At 63.1% G+C, this 15743-nt stretch carries 10 protein-coding genes; 1 reads left to right on the top strand and 9 read right to left on the bottom strand.

All coding sequences use genetic code 11. The features are described from left to right. Nucleotides 1-35: 35 nt before the first annotated feature. The 4 genes from ABNT42_RS07435 to ABNT42_RS07420 all read right to left on the bottom strand — a co-directional run bounded on the left by ABNT42_RS07435 (nt 36) and on the right by ABNT42_RS07420 (nt 9578). Nucleotides 36-530, bottom strand: coding sequence for a hypothetical protein (locus ABNT42_RS07435; protein WP_348696005.1), 495 nt, complete (start codon nt 528-530; stop codon nt 36-38). Between the two features lie 95 nt (nt 531-625). After that, entirely contained in the window at nt 626-2797 is a 2172-nt protein-coding gene (gene pbpC / locus ABNT42_RS07430) for a penicillin-binding protein 1C (RefSeq protein WP_348696002.1), read from the bottom strand. Next, nucleotides 2794-8556, bottom strand: a complete 5763-nt coding sequence (locus ABNT42_RS07425) for an alpha-2-macroglobulin family protein (protein ID WP_348695999.1) — start codon at nt 8554-8556, stop codon at nt 2794-2796. Before ABNT42_RS07425 ends, pbpC begins: the two co-directional genes overlap by 4 nt. 119 nt (nt 8557-8675) lie before the next feature. Further along, complete coding sequence (locus tag ABNT42_RS07420) at nt 8676-9578, bottom strand: LysR family transcriptional regulator (RefSeq protein ID WP_348695996.1); 903 nt, start codon at nt 9576-9578, stop codon at nt 8676-8678. A gap of 138 nt (nt 9579-9716) precedes the next feature. On the opposite strand from ABNT42_RS07420, the gene ABNT42_RS07415 reads away from it, so the two are divergent. After that, the gene (locus tag ABNT42_RS07415; RefSeq protein WP_348695993.1) at nt 9717-10523 is read left to right on the top strand and encodes an SDR family oxidoreductase; all 807 of its coding nucleotides are present in this window, start codon (nt 9717-9719) and stop codon (nt 10521-10523) included. 67 nt (nt 10524-10590) lie between these two features. On the opposite strand, the gene rlmD is transcribed toward ABNT42_RS07415, so the two are convergent. The 5 genes from rlmD to surE all read right to left on the bottom strand — a co-directional run bounded on the left by rlmD (nt 10591) and on the right by surE (nt 15682). Beyond that, entirely contained in the window at nt 10591-11934 is a 1344-nt protein-coding gene (gene rlmD, locus ABNT42_RS07410) for a 23S rRNA (uracil(1939)-C(5))-methyltransferase RlmD (RefSeq protein ID WP_348695991.1), read from the bottom strand. 108 nt (nt 11935-12042) lie between these two features. Then, the gene (gene rpoS / locus ABNT42_RS07405) at nt 12043-13044 is read right to left on the bottom strand and encodes an RNA polymerase sigma factor RpoS (protein WP_348695988.1); all 1002 of its coding nucleotides are present in this window, start codon (nt 13042-13044) and stop codon (nt 12043-12045) included. A 7-nt stretch (nt 13045-13051) separates the two neighbouring features. Continuing rightward, nucleotides 13052-14008, bottom strand: coding sequence for a peptidoglycan DD-metalloendopeptidase family protein (locus ABNT42_RS07400; protein ID WP_348695985.1), 957 nt, complete (start codon nt 14006-14008; stop codon nt 13052-13054). 40 nt (nt 14009-14048) lie between these two features. Then, a complete protein-coding gene (locus tag ABNT42_RS07395) occupies nt 14049-14948 on the bottom strand; it encodes a protein-L-isoaspartate(D-aspartate) O-methyltransferase (protein ID WP_348695982.1) in 900 nt (299 codons plus the stop codon). Continuing rightward, nucleotides 14945-15682: a 5'/3'-nucleotidase SurE gene (gene surE / locus ABNT42_RS07390; protein ID WP_348695980.1), complete on the bottom strand. Its 738-nt coding sequence runs from the start codon at nt 15680-15682 to the stop codon at nt 14945-14947. The genes ABNT42_RS07395 and surE overlap by 4 nt, the downstream gene beginning before the upstream one ends. Between the last annotated feature and the right edge of the window lie 61 nt (nt 15683-15743).

The raw sequence follows: 15743 nt of genomic DNA, 5'->3' as shown, positions 1-15743 counted from the left end.
TCAGTATAGCAAGCACAGCACTACTGGGGCGGCGATCAGTGCTTGAACAGGCCGCAATAGGCGCTATTGTCTTCGATATTGGCGCCGGTCCGGCCATCCGGGCCCACCAGCTTGATCCAGCCATCCGGCTTGTTGGGCGTGGGGCGCTTGCCACAGTTGGTATGCACCCAGTGTATGCCTACCCCGCCGCGCGTGTACAACTGGCCGCACACGGCCACACGGTCGTTCACCCGTATCCGTTCCAGCGAGGCCGGCACGCTTTGCTGCCGGGGATCAAAGCCCTGAGCGAAAACATTATCGATGGCGATGTCGTATATCTGGCCATCCTGATCTGCCTTCATTTTCAAGTGGGTATGGGACAGTTCCACCCCTTTACGGTACTGCCCATGGGCAAACTTCGGTCCCTTGACGATGACCCCGCTGCGATAAGTGCCGGCAGCGGCCGTGCACTGTGCTGCATCATCAGCCGCCCGCGCAGCTTCCAGACTGAACATGCCCAGCACTGCCAGGCTCAGCAAAAATCGTTTCATAAATTCGGTATCAGGACTGTCGTTGGGATCTGCCATTGTGCAGCCAGAACAACAGACTGACAACATCGATCTTGAGCTAGCTCAAAGTAGCGACGTCAATGTCCGAATGACAGATCTGACCCCGAAGTTGGCACCGAAGTGGCACTGCCGCGCACGTGGAAGCGGGTCTGGGCGACTATTTGCGCTGCGCTATCGATCAGCGCGAGCTGGTGCGGCCCCGGCGTGGGCTGCCAGGCGTAGGGGCTGGCGGCCTGCCCTAGCAACGTGCCATCCAGCTGCCAGCTCAATCCTTTGCCGGCCTGGGCTTGGAAGAATACCCGCTGTACGGCTGCCGGCATGTCCGGATCGATGGCGATGATGGTCGATTCGGGCGGATACAGGATCTTCGGGCTGCGCTGGGCTGGCGTTACCAGTGTGATCAGCTGACTCTCTGTACCGGTCAGGAACCATTCGCTGCGCGGGCTTTCCAGTGCGGGCTGGTAGCTGATCTGGCGCGCCAGTACGCCCGCCGGTGGCGCTGCTGCACGACCCGGCTGCTGGCGGTGCAGATAGTCCATCACGTCGCGCCATGCCGGTGCCGCGCCCGTCACGCCAGAGACATCCCACATGGGCTGGCCGTCGAAATTGCCAACCCATACCCCCACCGTGTAGCGATCCGTATAGCCGATGCACCAGTTATCACGCATATCCTTGCTGGTGCCAGTTTTGACGGCGCTCCAGAAGCCGGTGGCCAATTCGTTTTTCAGGCCAAAGGTGATGCTGCGCGCGGCACGGTCGGATAGGATGTCGCTGATGATGAAACTGGCACCCGCATCAAGCACGCGGCGCGGCGCGGCAGCCGAAGCCGCGGCGGATGCGCTGGCGACAGGAGCGGTCGGTGCGCTGCGCGGCAGCAGACTCACGCCGCTATACAGGCCACCATTGGCCAGCACGCGATAGGCATTGGTCAGGTCCAGCAGGCTAACTTCGGCCGAGCCCAGCGCCAGCGAATAGCCGTAGAAATCGGCTGGCTCGGTCAGACTGCTCAGGCCCACCTGCTGCAAGCGGCTATGAAAGCGCTCCAGTCCCGTCATCACCAGGGTACGTACGGCCGGCACATTGAGCGAACTGGCCAGACTGGTGCGCACGCTCACCTGCCCCTTGAATTCCTTGTCATAGTTCTGTGGCACATACAGGCCGGTGGGGGTGGCGATGTCGATCGCGCTGTCGTCCATCAGCGAGGCGGCCGTCAGCAGCCGGCGTTCGATCGCCAGCTCATACAGAAACGGCTTGAGGGTCGATCCGGCCTGACGCAGCGCCGTGATGCCGTCAACTTCGGAACCGCCCGCATTGGCCACGTAGGCCAGTATCTCGCCGCTGGCGTTATCCAGTACCAGCACGGCGCCATCGCTAACGTTGCGATCGCGTAGCGCCATCAGTTGCTGGCGCAGGGCGGTCTGGGCAAATAGCTGCAGGGGTGCATCGAGCGTGCTGCGCACGTTCTGCGCGCCGCGCACCAGTAACTGCTGCGCCACTTGCGGCGCTGGCGCCAGTTCCTGCGCCATCTGCGGCCGCCCCATCGCCACCAGTGTGCGCAGTTCGATTTCGCTGCAGGTGGCCGGTGCGCGCAATTCGCGCGACAGCGCACAGGCGCGCTGCCATACCAGCGCCGGTGCGGCATTCGGTCCGCGCAGCAGGCTGGCCATGATCATCGCTTCTGTCAGCGTCAGGCCGGACGGCACTTTGCCGAACAGGCCGCGCGCTGCCGCCCCCACGCCCTGCAGTTCGCCACGGAAGGACACCAGATTCAGATAGGCTTCCAGTATCTGCGCCTTGCTCCAGCTGGCATCGAGTTCGCGCGCAGCCTGCACCTGATCCCACTTCTGCGCCCAGCTACGGCCCTGCTTGGCTGCCTGCAGGCGGGGATCGAGCAAGGCCGCCAGTTGCATGGTGATGGTGGATGCGCCACGGGGTCGGCTACGGAACAGGTTATCCCACGCGGCCTTGCCGGCCGCACTCCAGTCCACGCCTTCATGCTGATAAAAACGCTGGTCTTCCGCCTGCAGCACGGCGGCCGGCAGCGCCGGCGAAATATCCTGCAGTGCGACCCACGGCGTGCGGCGTCCCTGCAGGTCGATGCGCAGCGACTGTATGCGCGCGCCATGCCGGTCCAGCAACTGCGCCTCCGAGGCACGATACTCGCGCCGCACCTGTTCGGGCGTGGGCACGGCAGCAGCTACCGGCCAAGCCAGTATCAGCCCGCACAGCAGCAGCACCCTCCGGCTCATTTCACCGTCACGGCAGGGTTGGGCACTTCGCCGAACATTTCGGGGTTGTACATGGCTTCCACCCGCGTCGGCGGCAGGTTGAACTGGCCGGGATTATTCAGCCTTACCGTGTACTCCACGCTCCACTGCCCTTTCGGTACAAACTGGTAGAACGCGTGATAGCCGTCGAAACTGCGCTCCTCGAAGGCGGGCCGCACCCAGCCCTGCTGCTGGCCCGCGCCCAGTATCTGGCTATCCGTGCCGAGGCCGGAGCCTAGCACGGTGGCACTGGCGGGTATGGGATCATCCACCACCACCCACGTCATATCTGCCTGCGCATCGATCTCCAGCCGGACGCGGTAGACATCGCCGCGCGACCATATGCCGGCCTGCTGCTGTTCCACCGCCGTGATGCGCTTGGTGATGCGATAGCCACTGGACACGGGCGCCTTGAGCGGCAGCGCGGCCAGCGTCTGCACCGTGACCCATGGCTTGCCATTGCCCGTGTGATTCAGTTCCAGTTCGGCCGAGCCGCGCGGCCATGGCAGCAGCAGCTTGCCACCCGTGGCATCGCCGCCGTAAGCGATGCTCTTGCTGACCTGCGCCAGCGTGGCACTGCTACTGCCCGTCACCGTCACACTTTCGTGCAATTGCGAGAAGCGCTGCAGCGCCAGCGTGCCCCATGCGTTGGCCACCGTGGTATTCCAGCGCCCCTTGCGCTGGCGTCCCAGCGCGCCCCGTGCCAGCCGGCCGATATCGTCTTTCCAGCCGGGGTTGTCGGCCACTGCCAGCAGCAGGCGGTTGGCATTGCTGTCAGCGGATGCCATCAGCCACCACCAGTTATCGCTACGCTCGGTGGAGAAGCCCATGGTGCTGCCCTGCAGGTTCAGGCGGGCGCGCAAAATCTGCTCGGCCTGTACCCAGCGCTGCGCGCGTTGCGGCAGCTTGGGCGTACGTTTCAGGATCTGGTACCAGTCGATGACGGCCGAAGTGGGCCACAGCGCCGGCTCGATGCTGAATGACTCCAGCTGTTCCGCCTGTATCGGCTGGTACTGCGACAGCGCCTCCAGCGCTGCCAGTTTGCGCACGGCCAGATCGGTGGTACGCAGTGCCGACCAGCGCACGATGCGCCCTGCGACGAAATTCCTCAGCCCCGTCAACATGCTGATCTGGAGTTCTTCCGGAATGGCATAGCCGCCTTCGCGCGCTGCCGAGAGTACATAGGCTGTCAGTATTTCATCCCCTTCCGACATCGGCGCAAAGTACTTAACCAGACCATCGCTATCGAGATGGGCCGGCAGGCTTGCCATATTCTGCTGCCACAGGGTCTTATCGTGCAGGCTGATGGCACGCGAGGTCACCTGCTCGAAGCAGCGATAAGGATACTGCTGCATATACTCGCGCAGCGCTGCCTGTTCGCCCCCCAGTCTTGCGCTGAACTGCACTTGCACGCCGCCCCGTCCGGGCAAGGCATCGTCCGGCAAGCGCATCTGCATGCGCTGGCCATGATCGAGCTGCAGCAACGTGGCCTGCGTGGTACGCACCGGCACCGCCGGCAGCACGCGCTGGTTCAGTTTCAAGCGGTCACGCGCCGCCGCACCATCGGCGCCCACCACGCTGGCCGCTACCTCCCATGCCAGCGCCGTGGCGCCAGCCGGCACCTGATAATCCCAGCCCACTTCCTGCGCGGCGCCAGCTTCCAGCGCCACCTGCTGCGCCGGCAGCGCCTTGCCGCCGGCACTGGCCGTCAGCGCGACCTGCAGCGCCGCATCGCTCGTATTACGCAGTGTGAAGCCGGCACGCAGACGGTCGCCTTCGCGCACCACGGGCGGCAGGCCGGAGAGCAGCATCAGATCCTGCGCACTGCGGATCTCGGTGCGTCCCGTGCCGAACAGATCGGCGTCGGCACTGGCAATGGCGACAATGCGGAACGCGGTCAGCGAGTCGTTCAGCGGCACCTGCACACTGGCTTCGCCATGCGCGTCCAGCGCCACGCGGGCTTTCCAGAACAGCAGCGTGTCGAACAGTTCGCGCCCTGCCCCCTTGCCACCGCCACCGCCGTGCGGCACGGCCTTGCGGCCGAAGTGGCGCTTGCCCACCACCTGCATCTGCGCAGTGGCCGTCTCCACTTGCAGATTACGTTGCTGCATCATGGCTTCCAGCAGCTCCCAGCTGGTATTCGGCATCAGTTCCAGCAGTCCCACATCGACTGCTGCCAGTGCCACTTCAGCACCGGCCGGCAGTGCCGTGCCGTCGGCACGTGCGACCTTGACCTGCACCGTGGCTTTATCACGGATGTGGTACACCGGTTTATCTGCCTTGACCTGCACCTTCAATTCGTGCGCCGCCCAGCCCACCCGCAACGGGGCGATGCCCAGCTTGTAGGCCGGTTTGCCCAGATCGACCAGCGCCGTCGGCTGTACCCCGGCCGCACGGCCACGCACCACCAGCGCCGACACATACACATTGGGCGCATAGTTGCCTTTCACGGGCAGCGTGAACACGGGCTCTTTGGCGGAAATCTGGCGCACATAGGTATCCAGCACGCCTTCACGCTCCACCGTGATCAGTGCCGTCGCCTCGCGGAACGGCATACGCAACTGGAAGCTGGCGGTCTGGCCCGGTTCGTAGCGCTTCTGCTCAGGCAGCAGATCCATGCGGTCATTATCGCTGGCGCTAAACCACCAGTCGGCGCCATCGGCCACCCAGACTTCGCGCTGCGTTATGGATGCGCGCTGCGCGCTATCGGCCGTGCTGGCACGCAAAATCAGATTGCCGGCAGCCGGTGCTTTGACTTCGCAGATCAGCAGGCCGCGGCTATCGGTCTGGCCTGCGCAAGCTGGCCCCAGTGCTTTCACTTCGCTCTGGTTTTCATAGGCGTAGAAGCCACCGATCAGACGGCGCCGGTGCGAATACTGCAGGCGCTGGAAGAAGTCCACCGTAACGGGCGCCTGCACCACCGGCTTGCCCTGCACATCCAGCACGACCACGGTGAATTTCAGGCCATCCTTGCTTGCCACCCAGCCATCCGGTTGCAGGCCGATCAGATAGGCCGAATTCCACAGCGGGATACGGGTACTGGCCGACAGCGTTTCACCGTTCGCATCCTGATACGACATTTCCGTCAGCAGTTCCTGCGGCGTGTTCACGACGGGGAGCTGGTCCAGCGCGACGCGCGCACCGCCCTGCTTATCCAGCGTCACGTTACGCGTCTTGAAGCCGCTGGCCACACTGCCTTCCGCTTCTTCCTCTGCTGCATTTTCAAAGCGCCCTGCATCGTCATCGAACACGGGATACTCGCGTTCCATCCCGGTACTTACATCACCGGCATTGAAAGTGAAGTCGGCGTAATCCTCGAAGTACAGGGATTTGTTCTGCAATACAGTTCGCAACTGTACCGGTACACCCGCAGCAGCGCCTCCCGCCAGATAGCTGAGCTGCACATCGAGTTCTACGCTGCTGGCCTGCACAGCCGGCGTTTTCGGCCCCTGCAGCAGTGCCTTCATGGTGGGCACACGGAACTGTTCGACGCGGAAACGGCCCGCTTCACGCCCGCCCAGCAGCAATTGATACCAGCCCTGCCGCGCATCGGCCGGAATATGCCAGTCGCTTTCCGCGCTGCCATTGGCACCCCACTTGAGCGCCACCTGATAGCGCTGCTCGCTGCCCTCGTGCATCAGCAGCACATGCTCCGGCTGCGCCTTGCGCTCGTCGGCCGTCAGCTGGTGACCATAAGCGCCATGCTGGCGCCTTTTATTCACACTGTCAGCCGTCAGCAGGCTGAAGCCCTGCTCGGTCTGCCGGCGCAGGAAGTGCTTCATGTGCACCGTTTCACCGGCGCGCAACAACGTGCGATCGAATACGGTAGTGGCCAGCACCTGGTCATTGCGGCTATCGCCGGTGGGCACATTGAAGCGCCAGCTTTCGATCCCGCGCGTCCAGTCCGACAAGGTGAAGGTCAGATCACTGCCGCTACGGGCCGTGATGAAGTAGCCGCTGCTGTTCTTGCATGCGTGCTCGGGCAGTTCGCCGCTAAAGCTGGCGACACCGTTGCGGTCCGTCACGCCTTGGCGCAGCAGCTTGCCATCGCAGTCACGCACACTCACCTGTGCCTGCGCTACCGGCTTGCCCTGATCGAGCGAGGTGACCCACACCAGCGAGGAACTGGCGCCGTGCTTGAAGTGCGCCACCATATTCGTCACCAGCGCAGCGGCACTGACGTAGGCCGTGGCCGGCTTGGCAGCCAGTCCGGCGCCGAGCAGAGGGCTGGCCAGTTCCACCACATAAAAGCCCGGCTTGCGCAGCGGTATGCCGATCACTTCGAAAGCCTGCCTACCGGCCGGTTTGGGTACGCTAAAGCGTTCGATCGCACTGGCAGCAGCATCCTTTTTCTGTGGCAGCACGGGCTGGTACAGCTCATCGCCATATAGCTCGCGCGGCTCGCCGCCGTAGCCGGTCAGCTTGCGCAGCCATTCCAGCATCCGGCGATCCTGTTCGTCCTGCGCCAGCGCGCCATCATTGACGCGCAGGCTGCCACCATCGACTCTGGTGGCGGCCAGTGCCAGATTCGCTTCCACATTGCGCAGTGTGACGGGCAGCATGCGCTCGCCTTTCGCTTCGATGATGCCGAAGCGCGCGGGGAATTTGATCAGCGGAGGCTGCGCATCGGTACGCACTGCCAGCGGGAAGCGCGCGGCATTAAGCAGGCTGCGGCCAGCATCATCCTTGAGTGCAGGCGGCAGCTGCAAGGTAAAACTGGAGCGCTCGGGGAATGGCCCCTGAAACGCCAGCAGACTGACGGTTTCCGCCTGCTGCTGTTCTTTTGGCAGCGTGCCTTGGTAAAGCTTGCCCCCGGCACCGCGCAGGCGTACCGCCAGCGCATCGGCTTTGCGCACGGGTGCGGAAAAACTCAGCTGCATCGGCAGGAAGGGAATGCAGCCGCCATTCTTTTTGAGCTTGTCGCAATTGAAGCTGGCGATGAAATCGGGCCGCGTGCGATACGACCATTCCTGATCCTGCGCGCTGTGCATGCCATTTTCTGCGGCGATGGCAGCGCCCCACATCAGCGTCACTTCAGCGTTGTCCGGCAAGCGCTGCTTGCACTGCAGGACAGTCAGCGCCAGTTGTTCCAGCCGCTTGTCGCGCACTGCCAGTTTCGTATGCCACACCACGCCCCGTGCGCGGTAATAGGTTTCCAGATGGCGTTCCACCAGATCTTTGCGCTGATCGAGGATGCGCTGGCGCTCTGCGCCCTCCAGCAGCCGTACGCCGATGCGCTCGTTGATGCCCTGCGCGCGGCACCATGCATATTCGCTGATGCTCTCCGCCGTGGCCGGCGCATCCAGCCCCAGTATGAACACCTGCTGTTCATCGATATCATAGGCACCCTCGCGCGGCGCCGACATGATGATCTTCGGCCCGCCCGTATTGAAGCTGTAACTGCGCGTACCGGCCAGCGGCTGGCCCGCCAGATCGCGCACGCTGTCCTTGAGCGTAAAGCGGCAAGCCACTGCCGCGGGCAGATCGTGCTCGAAATCATAGACCCAGTTGCGACCATCGACCCAGCGCCCCTTGCCGGGCGCTGCGCAATCGATGGCGAACGGATCATCGAGCCGCAGATCTCCCAGCGGCACCATCTGCGCGCTGAAGCGCACTTTGACCTGCCGCACGCGCTTGACCACGCCATCCGGAGAAAACGCGGTAATCGAGGTTTCGGCCAGAACGGCCAGCGGCAGGCTGCACACGGCAAGCATGACGGCGAGACGGGACAGTAGGCGCATGCCAACTCCGTATGGGGAAGGAAAGGGGGAAAATCAGAGTGATCCAGTGTTGCAAACGCCTCAGGCAAAGTCAACAACATTACCGGAAAAACATCAAACTTCAGAAACTTATAGCCTGACTACGCAACGTCCCAGTACGGCGGCGTACCGATATGCGCGCGCAGCGCTGTCACCAGCGCCCGCAGTTTGTGCGAAGCATGGCGCCCTTCGGGGTGGGCCACGTAGATCAGTTCCGGCGCCGCTTCATGGCCGATGTCTACCCGCACCAGCGTACCGGCGCGCAGTTCTGCGCCAACGATAAAACTGGGCAGCAGCGCCAGCCCCAGACCAGCCAGCGCGGCATCGCGCATCATGTCGCCATTGTTGACGCGCAGCGCGGCCGGTGGCCGCACAAACACTTCCGGCCCCACCTCGGCGAAACGCCAGTCGGCCACGTTGCGGTTGGTGTAGTAGATGGCCCGATGCTGGCGCAAATCGGCCAGCGATGCGGGCGTGCCCTGGCGCGCCAGATAATCGGGCGAGGCCACCAGCAGACGGCGGCTAGGCGCCAGCGGCAGCGCCACCAGCCGGCTGTCTTCCACCGTGCCGTGGCGGATCACGGCGTCATAGCCTTCGGCGGCGGCATCGATGCGGCGGTCATCCAGTTCCAGCGTGAGGCTAATGTCCGGATGGCGTGCCAGAAACGCGTACAGCGCCGGCCCCAGATGCATGCGCCCGAAGGTCACGGGCGCGGATAGGCGCATCGGCCCGCTCAGGCTGCCGCGCCGCTCGGCCAGTTCGGCCACCGCATCCTGCACTTCCCAGACGATGCGGTTGGCCCGCTCCAGAAACGCGCTGCCGTCTTCTGTCAGGCTCAGTTTGCGGGTAGTGCGATGGAACAGCGGCGCGCCCAGATTCTGCTCGAGTTCGGCCAGCCGTTCGCTCACCACTGACTTGGACAGATGCAAACGGCGCGCTGCCGCACTGATGGAACCCGCTTCGGCGATTGCGACGAAATTGCTGATGCCATCAAGTTTGACCATGCTGCCCTCCGCGCTTTGATTGTTCGATTATACCGAACACAAGCTCCTGCTTTTACTCACTTATCCGGACGCTGTTTCATCCCTACACTGGTTTCCGTAGCAGACATCGTTCTTCCCCACACTTTAAGGAGCAGCAAAATGGAAACCACAGCAAAGCACACCAGCGTTAGCCCAAACACCCGCCTGCGCCTGCACGGCAAAGTCGCCCTGATTACGGGCGCCAGTTCCGGCATCGGCCGCGCCACCGCCCTGCTATTCGCCGCCGAAGGCGCGCAACTGGTAGTCGGCGCCCGTCGTGACGCCGAACTGCAGCAACTGGTCGGCGAGATCGAGGCCGCCGGTGGTCAGGCCGTCGCGCTGGCCGGCGACGTCCGTTCTGAGGATTATGCGGCGGCGCTGGTGGCGCTGGCCGTGCAGCGCTATGGGCGTCTGGATATCGCCTTCAACAATGCCGGCACCATAGGCGAAAGCGGCGCCAGCACGGGTATTTCCGCCGATGGCTGGAACGATACGCTGGCCATCAATCTGACCGGTGCGTTCTATGGTGCCAAACACCAGATCGCCCAGATGCAGCAGCACGGCGGCGGCTCGGTGATCTTCACGTCCACCTTTGTCGGCCATACCGTGTCCTTCCCCGGCATGGCTGCCTATGCAGCCAGCAAATCGGGGCTGATCGGTCTGACCCAGACGCTGGCCGCCGAATATGGCCAGCACGGCATCCGCGTGAATGCCGTGCTGCCCGGCGCGGTGGATACCGATATGTACCGCGACACCAATAGCTCGGCCGAATCGCAAGCCTTCATCACGGGACTGCACGCGCTCAAACGCATCGCCACGCCGCAGGAACTGGCCCGCTCGGTACTGTATCTGGCCTCCGACGATGCCGCTTTCGTCACGGGCACGGCGGCGCTGGTGGATGGCGGCCTGTCGATCACGCGCACCTGATCCGGCCGCACAAATAAAAACAGCGGAACAAAGTTCCGCTGTTGTGCATGGGCGAGCCGAAACGGGCTCAGGCCGCAGGCAGATCGAATACCGCCATCGATTCCACGTGCGAAGTGTGCGGGAACATATTCACCACCCCCGCTTTGCTCAGCGTATAGCCGGCATTGACGAGGATGCCCGCATCGCGCGCCAGCGTGGACGGGCTGCAGGACACGTACACGATACGCCGTGGCAGCAGGTCGGCACGGCTCTGGCTCAGCGCTACCAGCGCTTCGCTGAGCGCCATCGCACCATCGCGTGGCGGGTCGATCAGCATGCGGTCGAACTTGCCCAGTTCGATCAGATGATCGGCCGTGATCTCGAACAGATTGCGCGTGTAGAACGTGGTCTTGTCCGACAGGCCATTGGCCTTGGCATTATCCAGCGCGCGCTCGGTCAGCGAAGTCAGGCCTTCGATACCGACCACTTCGCGTGCCTGCGTGGCCAGCGGCAAGGTGAAATTACCCAGACCGCAGAACAGATCGGCCACGCGATCCTGCGGCTGCACTTCCAGCAGACGCAGCGCCTTGGCCACCAGCACACGGTTGATATAGTGGTTCACCTGCGTAAAATCGACCGGCTTGAACGGCATGCGGATGCCGAATTCGGGCAGCAGATAATGCAGTTCGTCGCCCAGCGGATAGTAAGGCACGGCCGTGTCGGGGCCTTTGGTCTGCAGCCAGAACTGGATCTGGTGCTGGTCCGCAAAAGCTTTCAGTTTGACTTCGTCGTCCGGCGTCAGCGCGGCCATGATGCGCAGCACCAGTGCCGTTACGCCTTCACCGATGGCGACTTCGATCTGCGGAATCTGGTCGAACAGCGACAGCGAACCGATCAGCGCGCGCAGCGGCATCAGCAGATCCGACACATGGCGCGGCAGAATTTCGCAGCTCTGGATATCGGCCACAAACACGGATTTCTTTTCGTGAAAACCCACCAGCACCGTGCCCTTCTTGGCCACGTGACGCACCGACAGACGGGCGCGGTAGCGGTAGCCCCAGGTAGGGCCGTACAGTGGACGCATCATCGACTCGGCCTTGACCTTGCCGATATGGACCAGATTATCTTCCAGCACGCGCTGCTTGACGGCCACCTGCGCCGACGGCTCCAGATGCTGCATCGAGCAACCGCCGCAAATGGCGAAGTGGCGGCATTGCGGCTGCACCCGCATATACGATTCGCGCAGCAGTTCGTCCATGCGCGCCATTTCCCAGTTTTTCTTCTTCTTGAAGGTCGTGAAGGTGACCCGTTCACCCGGCAATGCGCCTTCGACAAACACCACTTTACCGGGCGAACCATCTTCGTTGTCCAGATGGCCGACGCCACGGGCGTCCATATCGAGCGATTTGATGACGAGGGTATTTTCTTGCATAGCGTTTAAGGTAAGGACAATAGCGGGCGATGGCCGCACCTGCGCCACAGGCGCGCGGCAGTTAGCCGGGGTGCAGCAGGGTCGCTATGATAGCAGATGACAGGGCGACTACAGCAGCGAATCGCGCACCACGCCGCGTGCCGCCATGGCGCGCTTGAGTTTGACGAGGGCTTCCTGCTGGATCTGGCGCACCCGCTCGCGCGTCACGCCCATCTCCTCGGCCAGCGTTTCCAGCGTGGCCGGATCGTCGTTATCGAGGCCGAAACGGCGCATGATGACCACGCGCTGCTTGTCTGGCAGACGGGTCAGCCAGTCGCGCACCAGCAGCGTCATTTCATGGTGTTCGGCCCGTGCATCGGGACTGTCTTCACTGGCGCCGGGCAGCATGTCCATCAGCGAAGACTGGGGGTCGTTATCCAGCGGTGCATCGAGCGAGGTGGCGTGTTCGGACATGGCGAGGATGTCCTGCACTTCTTCCACGGGACGCCCCACCAGTTCGGCAATGTCCTCCGCCGAGGCATCCTTGCCATCATGCTGGCGTGCTTCCAGATGGTATTTGCCGCGCAAAATCTGGTTCAGTTCGCGCACCATGTGCACCGGCAGGCGCACGGTCCGGGCCTGATTCATGATGGCGCGCTCTATGCTCTGGCGTATCCACCAGGTCGCATAGGTCGAGAAGCGGAAGCCGCGCTCCGGTTCGAACTTGTCGATCGCGCGCATCAGGCCGATATTGCCCTCTTCTATCATGTCGAGCAGCACCACGCCGCGGTTGATGTAGTGCTTGGCGATCGACACTACCAGCCGCAGATTATGCTCGATCATGGTCTGGCGTGCGGCGAAATCGCCGTTCTTGGCCAGCGTGGCATAGTGCACTTCCTGCGCTGCCGTCAGCAGCGGTCGAGTACCGATCTGGTTCAGATAGTGCTGGGTAGTGTCGGTCGACAGTTCTGCCGCCAGCACTTTTTTCAGCTCGTCGACGCTTTCCAGCACCGCGCCGGTGGCGAGTACTTCGCCTTCCGCCGGTTCAATGGCCACCTCTTCGCTGCCCTCGTCGCGAAAATCGTCGGGCAGCGCGTCATCATCCATGGAGTCGTGCGAGCTTGGTGTCATGGCTTAGCTAACGGTTAGGCAGGAAGCGCGACGGATCCACGGGTTTGCCCTGCTGCCGGATTTCAAAGTGCAGCTTGACGGTGTCCGTGTCGGAGTCGCCCATTTCCGCGATCTGTTGTCCTTTGGTTACGGTGTTGCCTTCCTTGACCACGATGCTGCGATTGTGGGCATAGGCCGACAGCAAGCTATTACTGTGCTTCACAATCACCAGATTACCATAACCACGGATGCCGCTACCGGCATACATGACTTTTCCTGCACCGGCAGCGACAACGGGCTGGCCCGCCTTGCCGGCTATGTCCACGCCCTTGTTCTTGCCTTCGTCAAACGTAGCGATCACTTTGCCGTCGGCTGGCCACATCCAGCTGAGTTTTTCCTCGTCGGCGGCCGGGGCCGGGGCTGGAGCTGGGGCCGGCACTGGTAGCGGTGCCTGAACCACCGTCTCGGCGGCGCCGGCCGCCAGTGCGGCACCACCCGCCTTGCTGGCCGTCTTGTCGGCTTTTATCCCGTCCGGACGCTGCAGTTCGGCCAGTGCCGATTCCGAATAGGCTTTCTTGTCGCCCCGTGGTTCGCTCTTGCGCACGACGGGTGCCGGCTTGTCGGCCGGCGGCATCAGGATGGCACCCGTCTGCACACCTGCAGCCACGGCTGCCGTTTCGGGCGGCAGCACGCGCAGCACCTGATCGACTTTGATGTCGTTAGGATTGGACAGATTATTCCACGTCACCAGATCGCGGTAGTTCTGGCCGAACTCGAGCGCGATGCGGATCAGCGTATCGCCTTTTTTCACCGTGTACATACCGCGTTCATCGCGCACCACGGGCGGCGCTTCCACCACGGCCGGCTTGCTGCTCGAAGCCACATGACGGTCCACTACCGGTGCCTGATTCGGCACGCTAGTGCAGGCCGTCAGCAGCACGCTGCTGGCCAATATCAGTCCGAGTCCGCTTATTTTTTTGCTCATACGCATTTACTTCTGAATCCTGAGTTGGAATTCCGGCCCATCAGATGGTACCGGCCCGCAACGGCACGAAATGGCAATCTTCCAGCGTTTCGCTAGTCCATTCTGCCTTGCCGGTACGGGTAATGAGTTCAAGGTGCTGGGCGCGTGCGCCCACGGGCGCCACCAGCCGGCCGCCTATGGCCAGCTGTTCCAGCAAAGCTTGCGGCACTTCCAGTCCGGCCGCAGCCAGTATGATGCCATCAAACGGCGCAGCTTGCGGCAGGCCCAGCATACCATCGCCATAATGCAGCCGCAGATTGGGCACGCGCAGGGGGCGCAGATTGACTTTGGCCAGCTCGTGCAGCGGCTTGATGCGCTCGATCGAATACACTTCCTGTGCCACACAGGCCAGCACGGCGGCCTGATAACCACAACCCGTGCCGATTTCCAGCACCCGCTTGAGCTGACCGCCATTGCGCATCAGTTCTATCATGCGCGCCACGATATACGGCTGGGAGATCGTCTGGTGGTGGCCGATCGGGAGCGAAGCATCGATATACGCCTGCGAAGCCAGCCCCTCTTCCATGAACATATGGCGCGGCACGCTTTCCAGCGCCGCCAGCACCACGCTGTCCTGCACGCCCTGCTGGGCCACGCGCTGCACCATGGCGCGCCGCACGGCATCCGATACCAGCGGACTGCTGCGCTGGCTGGTCACCGGCTGGGCGGCAGGCTGGAACGCTGGCCGCGCCTGCGCCTGGGTATGGGCTTGCGAATGGAATAGCGGCTTGCTGCCTGTGCTGCCTGCGCTGCTGGTGCGCAGCGGTAGCGGCTGGTGGCGGGCGGCATTCTGGGTTGCCGTCTGTGGCCGGACTATGGGTGCCGACACCGTAGCCTTCTTATGCCCCTGATCTACGACCGAGGAGAGCGGAAGCGGAAAGCGACGGTTTTTGTCGGTCATGCCAAGGCCTTTGCGAGTACGTCCAGCTGGGTTTTATGGGTGAGGTCGATCTGCAAAGGCGTGATCGAGGTGCGACCGCTGGCACAGGCATGGAAATCCGTGCCCTCGCCCGCATCCTTGGTGGCCCCCGGTGGTCCGATCCAGAAAATTTCCTTGCCACGGGGGTCGTGCGCGCGGATCACCGGCTCGGCCTGATGGCGCCGGCCCAGCCGCGTGGCGACGGGCGTACGCAATTGCTCGTATGGCAAGTTAGGGATATTGACGTTGAGCAGATACGGGGCTGGCAGCGCCGCCATGTACTGCACGATGATGTCACGCGCATGGCGCGCTGCATCCTCGATATAGTCCCAGCCGAACGCCCCTTGCGAAAAAGCGATGGCAGGGATGCCGAACAGATAGCCTTCGGTGGCGGCTGCCACCGTACCCGAATACAGCGTGTCGTCGCCCATATTGGGGCCGTTGTTGATACCGGACACCACCAGATCAGGACGGTAGTCGAGCACCCCCGTCAGGGCCACGTGCACGCAGTCGGTGGGCGTGCCATTGACGAAATAAAAGCCATTGGCGGCCTGCTGCACCGACAGGGGCCGGTCCAGCGAAAGCGAATTGGAAGCACCGGAACGGTTGCTGTCAGGCGCCACCACCACGATATCGGCGATGGGCGCCAGTGCGGCGGCCAGTGCGTTGATGCCGGGCGCCAGATAACCGTCGTCATTACTGATCAGGATTTTCATACGACGATTTTACCCGAAGCAATGGCCGCCCTGCGCGTCCGCACCGCCCCCCTGTGCAGAT

The organism is Duganella fentianensis, assembly GCF_964031615.1.
Classification (GTDB): domain Bacteria; phylum Pseudomonadota; class Gammaproteobacteria; order Burkholderiales; family Burkholderiaceae_D; genus Rugamonas; species Rugamonas fentianensis_A.
This window is presented reverse-complemented; position numbering and strand designations above follow the sequence as displayed.

What these genes read in the sequence shown, in the direction of transcription:
- ABNT42_RS07435 (WP_348696005.1), bottom strand. Translation starts at nt 530, where the DNA reads ATGAAACGATTTTTGCTGAGCCTGGCAGTGCTGGGCATGTTCAGTCTG.
- pbpC (WP_348696002.1), bottom strand. Translation starts at nt 2,797, where the DNA reads ATGAGCCGGAGGGTGCTGCTGCTGTGCGGGCTGATACTGGCTTGGCCG.
- ABNT42_RS07425 (WP_348695999.1), bottom strand. Translation starts at nt 8,556, where the DNA reads ATGCGCCTACTGTCCCGTCTCGCCGTCATGCTTGCCGTGTGCAGCCTG.
- ABNT42_RS07420 (WP_348695996.1), bottom strand. Translation starts at nt 9,578, where the DNA reads ATGGTCAAACTTGATGGCATCAGCAATTTCGTCGCAATCGCCGAAGCG.
- ABNT42_RS07415 (WP_348695993.1), top strand. Translation starts at nt 9,717, where the DNA reads ATGGAAACCACAGCAAAGCACACCAGCGTTAGCCCAAACACCCGCCTG.
- rlmD (WP_348695991.1), bottom strand. Translation starts at nt 11,934, where the DNA reads ATGCAAGAAAATACCCTCGTCATCAAATCGCTCGATATGGACGCCCGT.
- rpoS (WP_348695988.1), bottom strand. Translation starts at nt 13,044, where the DNA reads ATGACACCAAGCTCGCACGACTCCATGGATGATGACGCGCTGCCCGAC.
- ABNT42_RS07400 (WP_348695985.1), bottom strand. Translation starts at nt 14,008, where the DNA reads ATGAGCAAAAAAATAAGCGGACTCGGACTGATATTGGCCAGCAGCGTG.
- ABNT42_RS07395 (WP_348695982.1), bottom strand. Translation starts at nt 14,948, where the DNA reads ATGACCGACAAAAACCGTCGCTTTCCGCTTCCGCTCTCCTCGGTCGTA.
- surE (WP_348695980.1), bottom strand. Translation starts at nt 15,682, where the DNA reads ATGAAAATCCTGATCAGTAATGACGACGGTTATCTGGCGCCCGGCATC.